This is a genomic window from Bacillus carboniphilus (assembly GCF_020524035.2).
In the GTDB taxonomy this organism is placed as follows: Bacteria; Bacillota; Bacilli; order Bacillales; family JAIVKR01; genus Bacillus_CC.
Genome location: NZ_CP129013.1, coordinates 270,910 through 288,380 on the forward strand (window position 1 = coordinate 270,910; position 17,471 = coordinate 288,380).

General features: G+C 35.3%; 12 protein-coding genes and 6 pseudogenes. 10 read left to right on the forward strand and 8 right to left on the reverse strand.

Annotated elements, in window-relative coordinates:
• Positions 1 to 209: 209 nt before the first annotated feature.
• From LC087_RS01380 to LC087_RS01390, 3 genes are all read right to left on the reverse strand, one after another.
• Entirely contained in the window at positions 210 to 1,589 is a 1,380-nt protein-coding gene (locus tag LC087_RS01380) for an ammonium transporter (protein ID WP_226538718.1), read from the reverse strand.
• 34 nt (positions 1,590 to 1,623) lie between these two features.
• Complete coding sequence (locus tag LC087_RS01385) at positions 1,624 to 1,965, reverse strand: P-II family nitrogen regulator (protein WP_226538719.1); 342 nt, start codon at positions 1,963 to 1,965, stop codon at positions 1,624 to 1,626.
• Between the two features lie 382 nt (positions 1,966 to 2,347).
• Complete coding sequence (locus tag LC087_RS01390; protein WP_226538720.1) at positions 2,348 to 4,114, reverse strand: alpha-glycosidase; 1,767 nt, start codon at positions 4,112 to 4,114, stop codon at positions 2,348 to 2,350.
• 299 nt (positions 4,115 to 4,413) lie between these two features.
• Between LC087_RS01390 and LC087_RS01395 the strand changes: the two genes are divergently transcribed.
• From LC087_RS01395 to LC087_RS01435, 9 genes and pseudogenes are all read left to right on the forward strand, one after another.
• Complete coding sequence (locus LC087_RS01395; protein ID WP_226538721.1) at positions 4,414 to 5,706, forward strand: sugar ABC transporter substrate-binding protein; 1,293 nt, start codon at positions 4,414 to 4,416, stop codon at positions 5,704 to 5,706.
• Positions 5,707 to 5,948: 242 nt separating this feature from the next.
• A complete protein-coding gene (locus LC087_RS01400; protein ID WP_226538722.1) occupies positions 5,949 to 7,223 on the forward strand; it encodes a carbohydrate ABC transporter permease in 1,275 nt (424 codons plus the stop codon).
• 1 nt (position 7,224) lies between these two features.
• Positions 7,225 to 8,069, forward strand: a pseudogene (locus LC087_RS01405) (sugar ABC transporter permease).
• A 199-nt stretch (positions 8,070 to 8,268) separates the two neighbouring features.
• Positions 8,269 to 9,615: an alpha-amylase family glycosyl hydrolase gene (locus LC087_RS01410; protein WP_306019835.1), complete on the forward strand. Its 1,347-nt coding sequence runs from the start codon at positions 8,269 to 8,271 to the stop codon at positions 9,613 to 9,615.
• Between the two features lie 62 nt (positions 9,616 to 9,677).
• Positions 9,678 to 10,698, forward strand: a pseudogene (locus LC087_RS01415) (LacI family DNA-binding transcriptional regulator).
• Between the two features lie 52 nt (positions 10,699 to 10,750).
• Positions 10,751 to 10,927: a hypothetical protein gene (locus LC087_RS01420; RefSeq protein WP_226538726.1), complete on the forward strand. Its 177-nt coding sequence runs from the start codon at positions 10,751 to 10,753 to the stop codon at positions 10,925 to 10,927.
• Positions 10,928 to 11,095: 168 nt separating this feature from the next.
• Positions 11,096 to 12,062 (forward strand): annotated as a pseudogene (locus LC087_RS01425) (BMP family lipoprotein).
• 546 nt (positions 12,063 to 12,608) lie between these two features.
• A pseudogene (locus LC087_RS19520) lies at positions 12,609 to 12,779 on the forward strand (HAMP domain-containing protein); the annotation flags it as partial.
• A 414-nt stretch (positions 12,780 to 13,193) separates the two neighbouring features.
• Positions 13,194 to 13,738 (forward strand): annotated as a pseudogene (locus LC087_RS01435) (methyl-accepting chemotaxis protein); the annotation flags it as partial.
• A gap of 74 nt (positions 13,739 to 13,812) precedes the next feature.
• Here LC087_RS01435 and LC087_RS01440 read toward each other — a convergent pair.
• On the reverse strand, positions 13,813 to 13,944 hold the full coding sequence (locus LC087_RS01440; RefSeq protein WP_226538729.1) for a DUF3941 domain-containing protein: 132 nt from the start codon (positions 13,942 to 13,944) through the stop codon (positions 13,813 to 13,815).
• A gap of 83 nt (positions 13,945 to 14,027) precedes the next feature.
• Complete coding sequence (locus tag LC087_RS01445; protein ID WP_226538730.1) at positions 14,028 to 14,900, reverse strand: DegV family protein; 873 nt, start codon at positions 14,898 to 14,900, stop codon at positions 14,028 to 14,030.
• Positions 14,901 to 15,081: 181 nt separating this feature from the next.
• Between LC087_RS01445 and LC087_RS01450 the strand changes: the two genes are divergently transcribed.
• Positions 15,082 to 15,555: a BsuPI-related putative proteinase inhibitor gene (locus LC087_RS01450; RefSeq protein ID WP_226538731.1), complete on the forward strand. Its 474-nt coding sequence runs from the start codon at positions 15,082 to 15,084 to the stop codon at positions 15,553 to 15,555.
• A 174-nt stretch (positions 15,556 to 15,729) separates the two neighbouring features.
• Here LC087_RS01450 and LC087_RS01455 read toward each other — a convergent pair.
• The 3 genes and pseudogenes from LC087_RS01455 to LC087_RS01465 form a co-directional block, all read right to left on the reverse strand.
• Positions 15,730 to 15,921, reverse strand: a pseudogene (locus LC087_RS01455) (DUF3813 domain-containing protein); the annotation flags it as partial.
• A gap of 2 nt (positions 15,922 to 15,923) precedes the next feature.
• Positions 15,924 to 16,076: a hypothetical protein gene (locus LC087_RS01460; protein ID WP_226538733.1), complete on the reverse strand. Its 153-nt coding sequence runs from the start codon at positions 16,074 to 16,076 to the stop codon at positions 15,924 to 15,926.
• A 94-nt stretch (positions 16,077 to 16,170) separates the two neighbouring features.
• Positions 16,171 to 16,986, reverse strand: coding sequence for a Cof-type HAD-IIB family hydrolase (locus tag LC087_RS01465; RefSeq protein WP_226538734.1), 816 nt, complete (start codon positions 16,984 to 16,986; stop codon positions 16,171 to 16,173).
• Positions 16,987 to 17,471 lie beyond the last annotated feature (485 nt).

Here is a 17,471-nt window from a genome sequence, read left to right on the forward strand (position 1 = left end):
TAAGAATGTATAAACTTTGTCCTTTATAAGAGAGTGCTTTTATTTTTGTCTAGCTCCAGCGCCCAGCGACGGGTAGCGCTTTCGACGCACAGGAAGTGCTAGCGTCAACGTTAGTTCGCGCGTCGTGACTGTACTTAGTTGACGTACCTTTTCACCTGCGTCCTATACGGGCGCTTGCGCTTTTCTTATAAACGCGATTTTTGAATGCTTTACGATTCCTTTGCCTTAGGTGAGGAATGATTGAGGTTATTTAGTCGCTCTACTAACCCGTTGCCTATTCCTACAGAAGTCTGGGCATTATCTGATAAAAATGTATCTCTTAATTCGTAAGCGGAAGAGCCGTGTTCAGCAAAATCAAGTCCTTGTATTTCTTCTTCACGTGAAACTCTAATGGAGGAGAATCGAGTTAAAATCAATAAGAAAATAGAAGTGGTTCCTAAAGTCCAAGCGATAACAGCGAGTATTCCAATTAACTGTATTCCTAACTGTTCAAACCCATTTCCATAAAACAATCCACTTGATGTACTAAATAGTCCTACCGCAAGGGTTCCCCAAATACCACAGACTCCGTGTACCGCGATTGCGCCGACTGGATCATCTAGCTTAATTGTTCGATCGATAAATTGTACAGCTTCAGTCAAAATGACTCCAGCAATTAGTCCGATAATGATTGCTCCTGCCAAGGAAACTTCAGCACAACCAGCGGTAATCCCAACAAGTCCACCAAGTGCGCCGTTAAGAGTTAAAGAAGCATCAATTCTTTTATAACGGAATTGAGTGTATAAGGCTGTGCTGACGACACCTGCAGAACCAGCAAGTAGAGTGGTTGCAATAATATGAGGAACTGATTCTGGATCGGCAGCTAATGAACTCCCTCCATTGAAGCCAAACCAACCAAACCATAAAATCAAAACACCTAAGGCACCTAAGGGAATATTATGACCAGGAATAACGTTTACTTTATCACCAGAGTATTTACCAATTCGTGCTCCTAGAAAAGAAACGGCAGCAACTGCGCCTAAAGCTCCTGTTAAGTGAACGACAGTAGAACCTGCAAAATCAGAAAAACCTAGCTGAGAAAGCCAACCATCTTCCGTCCATATCCAATGACCGACAACTGGATAAATAAAACCAGTCATGACGATGGTTAGAAGCATGTAGCTTCCAAGTTTCATTCGTTCGGCAACTGCCCCTGAAATAATGGTTGCACATGTTGCGGCGAAGACAGCCTGAAAAACATAAAACCAAATATTATCACTTTGTCCTGATAACATAAATCCGTCCGTTCCGATAAAACCTCCTCCAGAAGAGCCGAACATGAGTGCATAACCGACGATAAAATAGAGGATTGACCCTAAGGAAATGGTAAGAAAGTTTTTCATTAAAATATTCAGGGCATTTTTAGATCTTGTAAATCCAGATTCCACCATAGCGAATCCTGCGTGCATAAAAAAGACTAGTAGTGCGGCAATCATTACCCAAGTAATATCTATTGAATTTTGTACGGATTCTGCACTAGGGGTTTCTGCAAATGCGACAGATGATAAGAAAAAGCTGGCAGTTAGCATCGATAAAACTTTTTTCTTCAATGAAATTCATCCTCCTGTTTTATTAAATATAAATCTATAAGATCGCTTCGTTTCCCGTTTCACCAGTTCGAATCCGAATAACATTTTCGATTGGTAAAATGAAAATCTTTCCGTCTCCAACGGTATTTGTAGAACATGTCGATTGGATGATTTTGCAAATTTCATCAACGTGTTCTTCTTCCACCACCATTTCTACTTTGACTTTAGGTAATAGTCTAATTTCATATGCTGTTCCTCTAAAGACACCTTGTTTTCCTCCTTGTTGTCCACATCCAGCTACTTCTGAAACTGTTAACCCATTAATCCCGACTTCCTCTAATTTGGAGCGTAAATTAGGAAATTGTTCTGGACGTATAATAGCCTCCACTTTTTTCAATAGGTTCTCCTCCTTGTAAGGTTTTATCACATCAATATGTTATATTAAATATCATATAGGAAAGAGTAGTTGATTTCAAGAAAATTTTTAGAAAATTCTATCGGTTAATAGTAGGGTGGAATTTTTTAAGGTAACGAATTTTTGAAAAAATTAGGTAAAAAAGTGTGTTCAAAAGGTAGGGGAAAAAGGATTGAAGAAAAATAAGAACGAGGCGGTCTATAGGCTAAGTTCAGCCACGTCTTGTGGCTAACGATGGTGCTTAGGTCATCGTAGGACTTTTTGAACAACCTCTAAAATAAAAAAAGAATATCCCTGTATGCAACAGAGATATTAAGATAAGATAAAATATGATAGGAAACCTGACAATGAAATAAGGAGATCATTATTTTATTAAGAATAATATTGCAAACTTATTTGCTTTTAATTCAAGATCAATTTTAGTACTTTCTGCTGCGAACTCTGAATTAGTCCATAAGTTTTTTATTGTTTTATTTTCTAAATCAAAAGGGAGGGTTATGTTAAGAGTTTGATCCGAGTTGTTTATTATAATTAGGATACGCTCTTTTTCGTTTTCTTTCGTATAAATGACATGATTGGTTTGATCATTTGCTTCAATAACCTTTAATTCTCCCTCATTTGCGAGTAGTGGATATTGTTTTCTAAGGTGAAGAAGTTTCTGAACATGCTTAAACATGTCTAAGTCTTGTTTCTCTTTATCCCATTCCATGCATTTTCGGCAACCAGGGTCTTGTTCACCTGTCATTCCTATTTCATCACCATAATAAATACATGGAGTGCCAGTAAAGGTTAATTGAAAAGTGAACAATAGTTTCAATTTGTCCCTTTTTTCTTTTGCGATCGTTAACACTCTAGGTGTATCGTGGCTTCCCAGTAAGTTAAACATGACTTCATTCACATTTTTTGGATACATATGAGATACTTTTTCAATCATATGGACAAAGTCGGTTGCTTTGACATCTTCTTTAGCAAAGAATCGAAGAGCGCCATTGGTAAAAGGGTAATTCATCACAGAATCAAACTGGTCCCCTTGTAACCAAGGCATGGAATCATGCCATATTTCTCCTAAAATATAGACATCTTCTTTCACGCTTCTTACCTCTTTTCGAAAGTCACGCCAAAATTGATGATCAATTTCATTGGCTACGTCGAGTCTCCAACCATCAATATTGAATTCTTCTACCCAATAACGACCTACTTTTAGTAAATAATCTTTTACTTGAGGATTTTCAGTGTTTAATTTTGGCATGGATTCCACGAAACCGAAGGTATCATAGGTAGGGATAGGGTCTGCTTTCAAAGGAAATTCACGAATATGAAACCAATCTTTATATTTGGAATTCACTCCACTTTTTTTGACGTCTTGAAAAGCAGGAAAGTAATACCCGCTATGGTTAAACACAGCATCTAACATAACTTTTATTCCTTTGTTATGGCACGTTTCAACTAACTTTCGAAATGTTTCTTTGTTGCCGAATTGGGGGTCTATTTCCATATAGTCAATGGTGTCATATTTATGATTAGAATACGCCTTAAATATAGGACACATATAGATCCCTGTTATGCCAAGGTCGACTAAATAATCAATGTGATTGATGATTCCTTCAAAATCTCCGCCAAAAAAATTCGTTGTAGTAGGCTCTTCTTGTCCCCAAGCGACAGTACCTTCGGGGTCATTGTTTTCATTACCATTTGCAAAACGATCTGGAAATATTTGGTACCAAACGGTGTTTTTTACCCATGAAGGGGCTTTAAATAAATCGATCCAATTCATAAAAGGAAAGCAAAAGAAATAAGCTGTATCATCTGTAGGGATGTGATCAAAAAAACCTTTTTCAGTATATATAAGTGTTTCGTTATCTTTTCTTAATTGAAAACCGTAACGAAGCCTTCTATATTCAGGTTTTATTGCGACAAACCAATAGTCAAATAAATCATCACTTCCGCTTTTCGTCATTTCGGATAGGGAATACTGCCACTCTTTGTTTTTAAAATCGTAGGAGTCTCCATGAATTGCATGAACCTGATCAACATCATTTTTCTTTGTGCGAATCCTTAAGTGTAAGGTTTTCTCATCATAAGCATAAGCAAATTCATTTTTTGATCGATGGAAGATTGCTTCTTTAAACATTGTTATCTCTCCTTAATAACTACATGCAAAGCAAACGTTTGCACCAAAATTAAATTAGTTCATATCAAGAGTATGTGAAAGCGCTTAGAAAGTCAATTCTATTAATCTTATTTAGTTTATAAAAAGTACTTGTCAAAATAAAATAGGCGGGTATAATGAAAGTAGGATTGCGCAATCGCTTTCATAAATTTGTGCAAACGGTTGTACAAACCTAGAATATGATCACCTTTTTCTCTCTCTATGGGAAACGGAAGATCAAAATATTTTAATAGACATACTTAACTCAGGAGGGGTCAATAATGAAAAAGTTTTTCTCCATTTTTTTATCGGTATTTTTACTTTTCGGTGTGTTAGCTGCTTGTGGGCCAGACTCAAGTGAAAGTTCAGGTTCAAGTAACGAAGAAAATGAAAGCGCTACAAATGAAGAATCAGAAAAACCAGAGAAGTTAGTTGTTTGGGAAGATAAAGACAAAGGGGTAGCACTAGAACCTGCAATTGAGTCTTTCGAAAAAGAACATGGTATTGAAGTAGAATTTAAAGAGTTAAATATGTCTGAAAAAATGAAAGAGCAATTTATTTTAGATGGTCCCGCAGGAACAGGTCCAGACGTACTTACACTTCCACATGATCAAATAGGAGCACTTGCTGTTCAAGGTCATTTAGCGCAATTAAAGGTTGAAGACAGTGTACTAGATACATTCACTGAATCAGCGGTTAGCTCTCAATATTATGATGGAAAGCTATATGGATTACCAAAAGCTACAGAAACAACAGTCCTTTTTTACAATAAAGATTTAATGTCCGAGGATCAAGTTCCAGCAACAATGGATGAGCTTTATACATTCTCTAAAGATTTCACTAAAGACGAAAAATATGGTTTCTTAGCCTTGTATGATAATTTCTATTTCGCATACTCCATTATAGGTGGTATGGGCGGATATGTATTCGCTGAAGAAAATGGTACATTAAACCCACAAGAGCTTGGATTAAACAATGAGGGTGCTGTTGAGGCAGTGAAATTTATGGAAAAATGGCACGAAGAAGGGTTATTTCCAAATGGGATTATTGGGGAAAATGGTGGATCAACAATGACAGGTTTGTTTAATGAAGGTAAAGCAGCATCCATTCATACAGGTCCTTGGGATGTGCAAAGTATGAAAGATGCAGGTGTGAATTTTGGGGCAATCACCTTACCTACTTTAGAAAACGGTGAACATCCGAAAACATTCATGGGTGTAAAAGGCTGGCATGTTTCCGCTCATTCTGATAACCAAGAATGGGCAACGAAGCTAGTTGAATGGTTAACAAACTATGAGAATGCAAAACAACGTTTTGAGTTAACAAATGAAATTCCACCTGTAAAAGATTTAATGGAAGATCCAATTATTCAAGAGGATGAAGTAGCTAAAGCAGTAGCTGAGCAATCTAAATACTCTGAGCCAATGCCAAACATCCCTCAAATGGGAGAAGTGTGGAAGCCGATTGGCGATAGTTTACAAACCGTTTTAACAGGTAAATCTGAACCGAAAGAAGCTTTAGATTCCGCTGTTGAACAAATTGAACAAGGGATTCAAACAAATCATGGTCAATAATTATATTTGAGAAGGGATCAGCTTTGCTGATTCCTTCCTATAAAATTGAACTAGTTTTTATGTATACTTAATTCTTTAGGTGTTTATAAAAACTTGAGTTCAACTATGATCAAAAGCATACATTCAAAATAATAGGAGGTTTATAGTTTTATAGAAATTATTTATAATTCAGTTCTAGGCTGTCTATATTTTTCTCATCGTACTTTTCTTTTTGCGCTTTTCCTAATGAAAGGGGAATTATCATGAATAATCAAACGAACCATAGCAAAATAGGATTAGCCCTTTCTATAATTCCTGGTTTGGGACAATTGTACCATCGGCAATTTGTAAAAGGTGGTTTCTTTCTCATATTAGCTGCATCCTTCTTATTCGCTTTTTGGGATTTAATAGACATCGGTTTGTGGGGAATTGTTACGTTAGGGACCGATGTTAGTAGGGACAATTCTGTTTTCTTATTAGTATATGGAATTATTGCGATTATGGTTTTACTTATGGGGATTGGTTTTTATCTTTTCAACTTACGTGATGCCTATAAAAATGGGAAAAAAAGAGATGAAGGATTACCTTTAAATACAGTAAAAGAGCAGTATCATCAACTTATAGATCAAGGATTCCCTTATTTAATGGTCACACCTGGATTCATTTTGATTCTTTTTGTTGTCATATTGCCAATTGTATTCGTCTTTTTAATTGGCTTCACAAACTATGATTTATACCATTCTCCACCTGCTAATTTAGTGGATTGGGTTGGTTTCGATAACTTTAAGCAAATATTCACGATTGACATCTGGCGTGACACATTCTTTTCCGTATTAGCTTGGACGATCGTCTGGACGTTTTCAGCAACGACATTACAGATTGCTTTAGGAATCTTTTTAGCCGTCTTGGTCAACCAAAAAGAGGTGAAAGGAAAAGCCATTATAAGAACGGTTTTTATTTTACCTTGGGCAGTTCCAGCATTCGTTTCAATTTTAGTTTTTGCAGGAATGTTTAATGATACATTTGGGGTAATTAATACGACAATATTAGGGGCTATTGGGATGGATCCCATACCTTGGATGACAGAACCGATGTATACAAGACTTGCTCTTATATTGATACAAGGTTGGCTAGGGTTTCCATTTATCTTTGTCATGGTAACAGGGGTGCTTCAGTCTATTCCAAATGAGCTTTATGAAGCAGCGGTGGTAGACGGAGCAACTGCCTTCCAAAAGTTCCGTAAGATTACTTTGCCACTAGTCCTTTATGCGACTGCACCGATCATGATTACGCAGTTTACATTTAACTTTAATAACTTTAATATTATTTATTTGTTTAATGCTGGAGGACCTGCTGTTGCCAACCAAAACGCAGGTGGTACAGATATTTTGATTTCATGGATTTATCGATTAACGATGACGTCATCACAATATTCAAAAGCAGCCGTTATTACGATGCTTCTTTCTTTGATCGTCATTTCAGTTGCACTATGGCAATTCAAGCGAACGAAATCATTCCAAGAAGAGGATATGATGTAAAATGAGTTTAAAACAAAAGAAATATATGCGATTAACGTTGACATACTCAGTCATTTTGGCGATGTTCGTAATTATTTTATATCCGATCTTTTGGATTATTGGTTCATCTTTTAATCCTGGAGATAGCTTGTCTGCATCAAAAATGATACCAGACAATGCAACACTTACACATTATAAAGAACTTTTTGATTTAGACAAAAGTAATTATTTATACTGGTACTGGAATTCAATGAAAGTAAGCTTGTTAACAATGGTTTTATCGACGATGACCGTTTGTATAACGGCCTATTCTTTCTCCCGTTATCGTTTTTATGGACGTAAAAACAGTTTAATGGTTTTGCTTCTACTACAAATGATTCCTAACTTTGCAGCCTTAATTGCGATATATGTACTAGCACTAATTACAAACTTAATTGATACTCATCTCGGTTTAGTCCTTTTATATGTGGCAGGTTCCATTCCAGTCAATACGTATTTAATGAAGGGGTATTTAGATACAATTCCAAAGGATCTTGATGAATCGGCAAAGATTGATGGTGCTGGTCATTTTCGCATCTTTTTTTTCAAATTGTTATGCCTTTAGCCAAACCGATGATTGCCGTTATTTCTTTGTACTCATTTATCATTCCATTTGGTGACTTTATTTTAGCTAAAATTTTACTTCGCTCAGAGAATATGTACACGTTACCAGTGGGCCTTTATGATATGATTGCAAAAGAATTTGGAGGAGAATTTACAATGTTTGCTGCAGGATCAGTATTAATTGCTTTGCCAATTGCGATCCTTTTCTTATCTATGCAAAAATATTTTGTGTCAGGATTGACGGCAGGTGGAACAAAAGGGTAATCTTAATAGCATATCAGTGTGAAAATATCCGTAAATATGGGGATAATTCCGGATTTACGGATATTGAGATTTATATAATTTGATGCTATTTTTGGGGGATTATAGATGCTGAAACGCTTACTAACAATGACTCTTTTCATTCCTTTTTTTAATTACGCAATCGGTAACGGCAGATGAGGTAAATCAATCACAAGAAGAAATGTTCTACTATATAACGGTTGATCGTTTTAATAATGGTGATATGGCTAATGATGAAGGTGTAAATGTGGAAGATCCTACATCGTTTCATGGAGGAGATTTAAAAGGTATTATTGATAAGCTAGATTATATTAGTGATATGGGCTTTACAAGTATTGTCTTATCTCCGATTTATGATACTGATCAATATAATGGCCAATCAATTAACAATTTTCAAAAGATAGATGTTCGTTTTGGGACCTTAGATGAGCTTCAAATGTTAGTTCAAGAGGCTCATGATCGAGATTTAAAAGTGGTACTTACTTTTGTATCCGATCATACAAGTTCTGAACATCCTTGGTTAGAGGATGAAGAAAAAGAAAATTGGTTTCTTTCTGAAGGGGAAGGCAGCTTACCTTCTTTGAATCTTGAAAACAAGCAACTAAACAATTATTTAATTGCGACAGCAAAATGGTGGATAGAAGAGACAAATATAGATGGCTTCTATCTCGACTCATATGAAAAGACACCTAGTGATTATGTGAAAAAGCTTATTAATGAAGTGCAGTCGATAAAGGATCCTTTCTTATTCATTGCCGATTCTAAAAGTGAAACGAGAGTTGAAGGGATTTATGCTTCTGGAAATGCTAAGTTTCATGAGGAAGTATCTGAAGCTTTTAAGAAAACAGATCAACAGCTATATGATTTTTCAGACATTTTTAGTGAAGAAAGTTCGTTAAGCTCTATTCATTATTTAGATCGCTATGATACCGTACGTTTTACAAGAAAAGCAGTTGATGGAAATTATCATCCCGGCACTCGATTAATGCTTGCATTAACGTATATGTATACAACCCCTGGTATACCAATGGTGTATTATGGAACGGAAGTCGCGCTAGATGGGGGAGATCCACCAGACAATCAACGGTTAATGAATTTTTTTGGTGATGATGAGGTGATTACTCATATCGAAAAACTATCAAACATTCGTTCAAGTCTTCCTGCATTATCAGAGGGTGAATTTGAGTTATTATATAATGAGAATGGCATGACGATTTTTAAACGAACCTTAAAAGATGAAACCGTGTTCATTGCAATTAATAATACATCTAAAGACCAAGTTGTTGACTTATCAAGTGATGTTATTGAAGAAGAGAAGCAATTACAAGGGCTGTTAGAGGATGACATTATTAAAGTGAATAATGGTAAGCTTCCGGTTTCATTAGAGAGAGAAACGGCTGAAATATATGAGGTTGTTGATGAAGTGGGAATTAATATATCATTTATTTTAGTAATAATTAGTGTTCCAGTGTTATTTATTTTATTTCTATTTGTGGTAAAAAGAAGATCTTTGAAAAATGAGGAATAAAAAATGATTAACGAAAAGTGGATGTCTATAAAGAAAAGAGCCCTTTATATAGGGAGTGATAGATGATGGTGACAATAAAAGATGTAGCAAAAGTTGCAAAAGTAGCACCTTCAACAGTTTCAAGAGTCATAGCAAATAACCCACGAATTAGTGATAAAACGAAAGAGCGCGTTCGAAGTGCAATGAAAGAATTAGGTTATCACCCTAATTATATTGCTCGTAGTTTAGCTAATCAATCAACGCAATCAATTGGAGTAGTGATGGCTAATTCTACTGAAAAAGCCCTTTCAAAACCCGTTTTTTCCAGAGGTTATTCGTGGTATAAGTAAAGGGGTTCATAATAAACAATATGCGCTTCATATGTCCACCGGAGAGTCTGAAGAAGAAACTTTTGATAATGTCGTTCAAATGGTGGAAGGAAAACAAGTAGATGGAATTATTTTGCTTTATTCAAAAGTAGAAGATAAAATAACGAAGTATTTACAAGATAAAGCTTTTCCTTTTGTGATGATTGGTAAACCGTTTGAAGACGTAGATTTGATCACACATGTTGATAATGATAATTATCGAGCTTCAAGAGAGGTCACAGAGTACTTGCTCGAGCTTGGTCATAAACAATTAGCCTTCATTGGTGGAGATCTTAGTTTTGTCGTTACAATTGATCGTTTGTTAGGGTATGAAAAAGCGATTCGAAATGCTGGGATTGAATACCGTGATGAATATGTTATTCAAGAACAATTTTTAAAAGAAGGAGGACAGGAAGCCGTTAAAAGGCTGTTTAAACTTCCGGAACCACCTACAGCGTTAATGGTTGCCGATGATCTAATGGCATTAGGTGTGCTTAACATGCTAGATGATATGGGCATGCTTGTACCAGAAGATGTTTCGGTGGTATCATTTAATAACTTAATGGTTTCTGAAATTTCTCGCCCTCCGTTAACGACCGTAGATATAAATATTTATATGTTAGGATATGAGGCTGCGAAATCGATTTTCGCCATAATTGAAAACCCTCTTGAACCTATGAAGAGGGTGTCGGTTCCACATCATATTATTAAACGAGAATCATGTAAAGAAATATAGTTGGAGTCGCAAATCATTAAAAATTTGAGTTAGCAAAGGATGAACAACAACGATGAAAATACTACGAGCGTTTTTTGCAGCTGTTGCCGTATATTACGTCATTTCTTTTGTTTATTTGTTAATTGCTGAGCAAAGATTGGCTATTTGGTATTCGTTATATTCTTTGGCATTAGCTTATTGTTCTTTTTTAGTGCATAAGAAAATAAAAGCAAGAGAAGATAACGGATAAACTAATGCAGTTTATGAAGTATGTAAACCATAGTACCTGAAGCTATGGTTTTTTGTTATCTCTAATTTTTATCAATGGATTCTTATTTTCTTCTTCGTAATAGTTAATATCTTAATAAATAAACCGATATCAAACAAGAATACTAGCATGAGAAGAGGTGTACATAACGTGAGAAAAATGGTAAGTATAGTAACTTGTCTTTTGTTACTTACGGGATTAACAGGGTGTAAATCGAATGAGTCTGTTGATTTTTATGATAACAAAATTCGCATAGGAATTATGTTGTCAGATGTTGGTCTTGGTGATCAGTCATTTAGTGATTCAGCCTTTAAAGGTTTACAAAGGGCACGTGATGAGTTAGGAATTATTTTTGATTATCGTGAATTGAGTGAGACAAAAACGTATGAAAAAGGCTTAGAAGAGCTTGTTAAACAAGGAAACGATATGATCATTGGATTAGGATATATGGTGAAAGAGGATTTAGAAAAGGTGGCGAAGAAGAACCCAAAACAAACGTTTGTTTTAATAGATGACACATCCGATTTAGAAAATGTGACTTCCATTACGTTTAAAGAAGATGAGGGGAGTTATTTAGCAGGTGCAGTTGCAGCCATGATTACGAACTCAAATGTTATTGGTTTTATTGGGGGGAATGGATATTCCGCTTATTCAAAAATATTATCAAGGATTTAGTGAAGGAGCCAAACAAATAAACCCTGAAATTGATATTTTAAAAACATATGCCGATGACTTCGGAAATGATCAATTGGGGGCGGAATTAGCGGAGTCTATCATTCAAAAAGAGGCTGATGTTTTGTTTTCTCCTGCAGGATTTACTGGTGTTGGTGTAATTCAGAAGGCACAAGAAAAAAATATTTATTCCATTGGTGTAGATTCAGATCAATATTATTTGGCCGAAAAATCCGTTGTAACTTCCGTATTGAAGAAAGTGGACTCAGTTGTTTATGACCTAGTAGCTCAACGTGTTCAAAAAGGGGAGATTCCAAAAGAGAACCTACAATATGGAATTGCCGAGAACGGTGTTGATTTAGCTCCTTTAAGAATCGTTAACCTAAACGGAGAAAATCAGAAAAAAATGGCTGAATTAAGAGCAAATTTTGGAGATGAAAAGTAGGTGTAGGTCATGAGCATTCATAAAAAATTATTAACAGGGACCCTATCCCTCGTTTTCTTAACTGTTTTTATGATTGGTTTTATCATAGTAAACATGGTATCAATCAATGCTTCAACACGTGACGTCGTTCCGATTTTAATTGACGTTCACGAGCTGGAATCAGATATGGAGAAAGTTCAACAAGCCTTAAATAATTTTAGTCATTTACCTTCTGATTCTCAAAAAACTGAAATTAGTGGTATGTTAGTTCAAATGGAAGAAACCGTTATACAATTATTTGATGATCTTCCTGCTAACATAGAAGAAGAAAGAACGGAGCGACTTCAAGAGAAATATACCATGTGGATTGGTGATGTAAATGTCGCTTTAAACAATAAAGACCAGTCAGAGGCGAAGAGGTTAGCCTCAAGAATGGATGGGATTTTGAATGATGTATACCAACTGAAAATGTTAGTGAATGATTATTATGAAAACCACCAAAATAATATTGAAAACCAGCTTTCATTTGTAATTATAGCCTCCGTTATTGGTTCAGTTTTATTTATTATGATTAGTGCTATTTTAAGCTTTCGTATTATACGTACTATTACGAACCCACTTAAACTTCTTTCTAAACAAGCGAAAGAATTAGCGCAAGGTAAATTGCATATAAAGAAAATTCCTTATAAGGCAAAAGATGAAATAGGATTACTAATCGATTCTTTCGATGACATGGTTAAGCAACTAAAGTATTTACTTTTATCTATAAAGGATGCTAGCCAAGAGGTGAATGCTTTTTCAACAAATTTAGATGAAGAGAATGCATCATTAAAAGAAATAAGCAATCAAGTAGCTGTATCAACAGATGAACTTTCCGCAGGTGCTCAATCTATTTCAGAAGAACTACAAGATGCTGTCACTCTTATTGAATATATGGACAAAGATTTTTCAGAAAATGTTCAGCGTGTCTCATCTGTTGTTTCTTATGGAGAAGAGGCTGTAAAAACAATTCAGGTTGGGCAAAAGACCATTACAGAGCAAAAAATGTTAATGGAGAAAACGCGAGAAGCTACTCAGTTGATTGAGACTGAAACCAATACGTTTGTCAACTATACTTCTAATATTGAAAATATGGCGAAAATCGTGTCAGATATTGCTAAGCAAACGAATTTATTACTCTTAATGCAGCGATTGAAGCAGCAAGAGCAGGTGAGGCAGGTAGAGGTTTTGCTGTAGTTGCTGAAGAAGTGAAGAAGCTCGCAAATCAATCGACTAGCGCAACTGAAGAAATATTTGAGACTGTTGAACAAATAAAAAGAGGGATCAAGAAAATCTCCTATTCTGTTGATCACGGTGTGACATTGTCAAAAGAACAAGAGCAATCGATGATTACCACAACTAGTGCATTTGATAATATAGGTGAAAAAGTGAATGGAATTTCAAGTCAATTAGTAGTTTTACAAGAAGGAGTTCAAGACTCAAAAATTAAAGGAGAAAAGATTTTGCAAAATGTTGAAAGTATTAGTGCTGTAGTAGAGCAAACCGCAGCAGGAAGTCAAGAAATATCAGCGTCTACTTCTGAACAGTTATCTGCTTTTGAAAAACTAGCTGAGCGAGTGTCAGAGTTAAGGAAGATGAGTGAGCAATTAGATCATACTCTGGTGAAGTTCAATATTGAATCATTTGATGATAACTAAAAAACGGGGAATCCCCGTTTTTTAGTTTAAATGCGTGTTATTTGTCGTGGCTGTTCAAAGCGCTTCCGCTTTTCTTATAAATGATCCGTTTTTTTCGAGTATTGGTGTTTTCCTTTTTGACGATTTTTTTCTTTCATCATGTTTTTTTCGTGTTTTTGTGCTTGATTGTCTTGTGCTTTTTTTTCGTTATCGCTAGTATGTGGCAATGTTAAGCCTCCAATCTCATTAATTCAAAGTTTTCCTCTAACAATTTAAAAAGAGAACTTAACTAATAGGCTACCCACAAAAATCACCTTTCATGTAAAATTGAATCATCACTTAAAAAGAAAATAGCTATAGTCCCTGGTCCTGAATGTGCGCCAATAGCCGCTCCAATCGTATTAATTAAAATATCTTTAGGTTTGAATTGTTCCTTTACCATCTCTGCTAAAGTATGGGCACCTTCCTCATCATCACCATGACTGATGGCTATTGTCTGATTTGTTAAATTAACGCCTCTTTGTTCCATCAATTCGAGAATGCGACGAAAAACTTTTTTACGTCCACGTATTTTTTCTAATGGGATTAACTTCCCATCCTCTACGTCAAGAAGTGGTTTAATATTTAGTAGTCCTCCAACAAAGGCAGATGAACGACTTACACGACCACCACGTGCCAAATATTCTAAATCGTCAACTGTAAATAGGTGCTCTATGTGTTGGCATAACGTTTCTATGTTCGCTTTAATTTGGTTTAATGGTAAGCCTTTGTCTGAAAGAAGTTTGGCATGTTTAACAGCAAGTCCATATCCTAACGATGCGCATTTTGAATCGATAATATCGATTTGTGTATCAGGATAATCCTCTTTTAATTGTTCGACAACCATCTTTGCGGTTTGATATGTACCAGATAGCTCTGAAGAAAAAGCAACATATAAGGCAGGTTGATCTTTTTTAATACAGTCAATAAAAGTTTCTTGAATACTTTGAAGAGAGGCTTGAGATGTTTTGACGTTTTTTCCCTGTCTCATCGCTTCATAAACTTTGATTGGCTCAATTGTTTTAGAATCAAGATAATCGTTACCGTCTAGTTCTACCTTTAGCGGGATAAAGGAAATAGAAGGTTGCTGGAAAAATTCTTTTGGTAAATCGCTGGCACTATCAGCAATTATGTGTACAGTCATAAATATACCTTCTTTCATGTTTAACTATTGGTTTTTAGTTTAATAGGAATTAGGAAATAATACAATCTAAAAAGGATCGAGTGAGAGACGATGAAATTATTTAAACCTGTTATACTAAAGATAACATTTATCAGTATTGTAAATAACACTTTATTAATCATTTTTTGAAAAGAGGGATGAAATGAAGCTCAAAATGTCTATTTTAGCTGTTTTTTTGTTGATATTAACAAGTTGTGGTCAAGATCAATTAAACAATAAGGAAGTTGCATCGGAGGTGTCTGAAGAAAAAATGCTTTGGATTGTTGAAATTGAACCTGGTAGTAATGAAGTAACATTTCAAATGAAGTTAACAAATAATACTTCTGCAGAACAAATTGTAAAGTTTAATTCTGGGCAATCATATGATATCGTTGTTCGAGATTCTACTGGAAAAGAAGTTTATCGATATTCAAAAGGAAGGATGTTTACACAGGCCCTGCGAGAAATCACCATAGCATCAGGAGATACTAAAACGTGGGAAAGTACGTGGGATTATAAAAAAGATGGCACTCGTGTTGAAGAAGGGACATATCAAGTAACGACAGAACTCAAAGGTGTTGTTAGTGAAGGCGGTAAATTAATAGTAACAGGGGAATTTGTTGTTCCTTCAGAATAACACTCCACAAGTGTTATAGGGACACAATACGTTTTCTGTTTCAAAAAGTTTTTTCATTATTTGAAATTTGTAATATAAACAAAAGGCAAAACGAGAGTTATTTACGATCATAAAACTCTCGTTGTTGCCGCACCTTTGACTATTACTAGAACAACCTAAATTAATTCTTAACTCTAGTTCGTCTAAGGCTTTTTGAAAAGTAGCAAGTTGGGCTCGTTCAGCATTATTACTGTTTGCATAAGCAGAAGAGAGTGCATTTTTTGCTTTAGAAATAGCTTCGTTTAAATCTTCGTCTCTTCTACCTTCAGAGGCAGCATGTGCATGTTCCAGTGCACTCCGTGCTTGTTGAAACAATAAATTAGCCATTACTAAAAACCACCTAATGAAAACTTATCCACTTCTTCTGATTTTCGTTCTTCAGAATCTGAATAAGTCATTTGGTAAGGAAAACGTTCATCATGTTTATTAATACTATCTTTACTCTGCTGGATGAACCGTTTTGATTTATTGCTTTTAGCCATATGAACCCGCCCCCTTAATAATAATAGTGACGCCTAAACGCCACTATTATTATTTCTTATTTAATTAAAGATTATGTGGTTTTTGGCATCATATTTATAGGTCGAGCTCTTTTCTCAAAAAGTGTGCAACTCCGTCCTCTTCATTTGATTTTGTAATGACGTTTCCAACGGCTTTCAATCGATCAATGGCGTTTTCCATTGTTACGCCAGTTCCAGCAAAGTCAATCATGTCTAGATCATTGTCTTCATCGCCAAAAGCGATGATGTGTTCTTTTGGTATGTTGTAATGTGAAGATATTTTTTTAAGACCCTCTGCTTTATTAATACCTGCTCGAATGATTTCAATCACATGCCATGGAGCTGTCCATCTTCGGTGATCAACCACTTCTGCATGGACTTCAGATAAATAATAACGAATTCTTTCAACATTTTTTTCTGGTGAATGAATTAAAATACTGGTCACATTATTTGGTAAATTGTGTCTAAGGTCTCCAACTTCAATTGTTGGATTGCCAAAACTAAAAATATCCATTAATTTTTCATCATGATAATGAAAATAAAGGTCATCTAGTATTTCTGCTAAAACATTATGCACTTTATATTGTTCTGCGACATCAAGTATTTCCTTCACTACATCTAAATGCATAGGTGTATGGTGAATTCCCCATGAATCGTTTTTAGGATGATGAACAAATGCTCCATTAAAATTGACAATAGGGGTGTTTAAACCCAATTCATGATAATACATGACACTAGAACGAAAGGGTCTTCCAGTGGCGATACATACAATATGTCCGTCTTGCTTTGCCCGTTCAATTATTTGTTTTGTATAAGGTGAAATGGTTTTATCATCTTTTAATAATGTTCCATCTAAATCAAGAGCGATTAACCTTTTGAATTTTTTATCCATAAATTCTCCTCGTGAAAGATTATTTAAGTGCGTGTTCAAAAAGTAGGGGAAAAAGGGCCGAGTAGAACGAGGCGACGAAGCTATGAGCACCACAGTGTACGTTCTCTGTACATGAGGAGTGGAATAGCGAGACAACAAAGTTATTCGACAGCAATTTTTCATGACTTTTTGAACAACCTCTTTAACATTAAGAAGTTTTAACTATTGACTATTTGTAGTATTAGTGTATCTTTTTCCACTCTTTGTTGTCTACATGTTAAAATTAATTTTATGAAATAATAATAGTGCGTGTTCAAAAAGTCCTATGTTGAACATACCTCCACGTTGGAGTTGGACCTACGTTGTCTATCCGTAATTAGTAGATCATTTGATTATCACTAGCCACAGTAAACGGTTGTATTTAGATGATGTAATTAAAAGGGGTTATCTTGTTTTGTTCAGTACCTTTAATCCCCTAGTTTTTGAACCCTAACTAATAAGGAGTT

What these genes read in the sequence shown, in the direction of transcription:
- LC087_RS01390 (WP_226538720.1), bottom strand. Translation starts at nt 4,114, where the DNA reads ATGTTTAAAGAAGCAATCTTCCATCGATCAAAAAATGAATTTGCTTAT.
- LC087_RS01395 (WP_226538721.1), top strand. Translation starts at nt 4,414, where the DNA reads ATGAAAAAGTTTTTCTCCATTTTTTTATCGGTATTTTTACTTTTCGGT.
- LC087_RS01400 (WP_226538722.1), top strand. Translation starts at nt 5,949, where the DNA reads ATGAATAATCAAACGAACCATAGCAAAATAGGATTAGCCCTTTCTATA.
- LC087_RS01410 (WP_306019835.1), top strand. Translation starts at nt 8,269, where the DNA reads ATGTTCTACTATATAACGGTTGATCGTTTTAATAATGGTGATATGGCT.
- LC087_RS01420 (WP_226538726.1), top strand. Translation starts at nt 10,751, where the DNA reads ATGAAAATACTACGAGCGTTTTTTGCAGCTGTTGCCGTATATTACGTC.
- LC087_RS01445 (WP_226538730.1), bottom strand. Translation starts at nt 14,900, where the DNA reads ATGACTGTACACATAATTGCTGATAGTGCCAGCGATTTACCAAAAGAA.
- LC087_RS01450 (WP_226538731.1), top strand. Translation starts at nt 15,082, where the DNA reads ATGAAGCTCAAAATGTCTATTTTAGCTGTTTTTTTGTTGATATTAACA.
- LC087_RS01460 (WP_226538733.1), bottom strand. Translation starts at nt 16,076, where the DNA reads ATGGCTAAAAGCAATAAATCAAAACGGTTCATCCAGCAGAGTAAAGAT.
- LC087_RS01465 (WP_226538734.1), bottom strand. Translation starts at nt 16,986, where the DNA reads ATGGATAAAAAATTCAAAAGGTTAATCGCTCTTGATTTAGATGGAACA.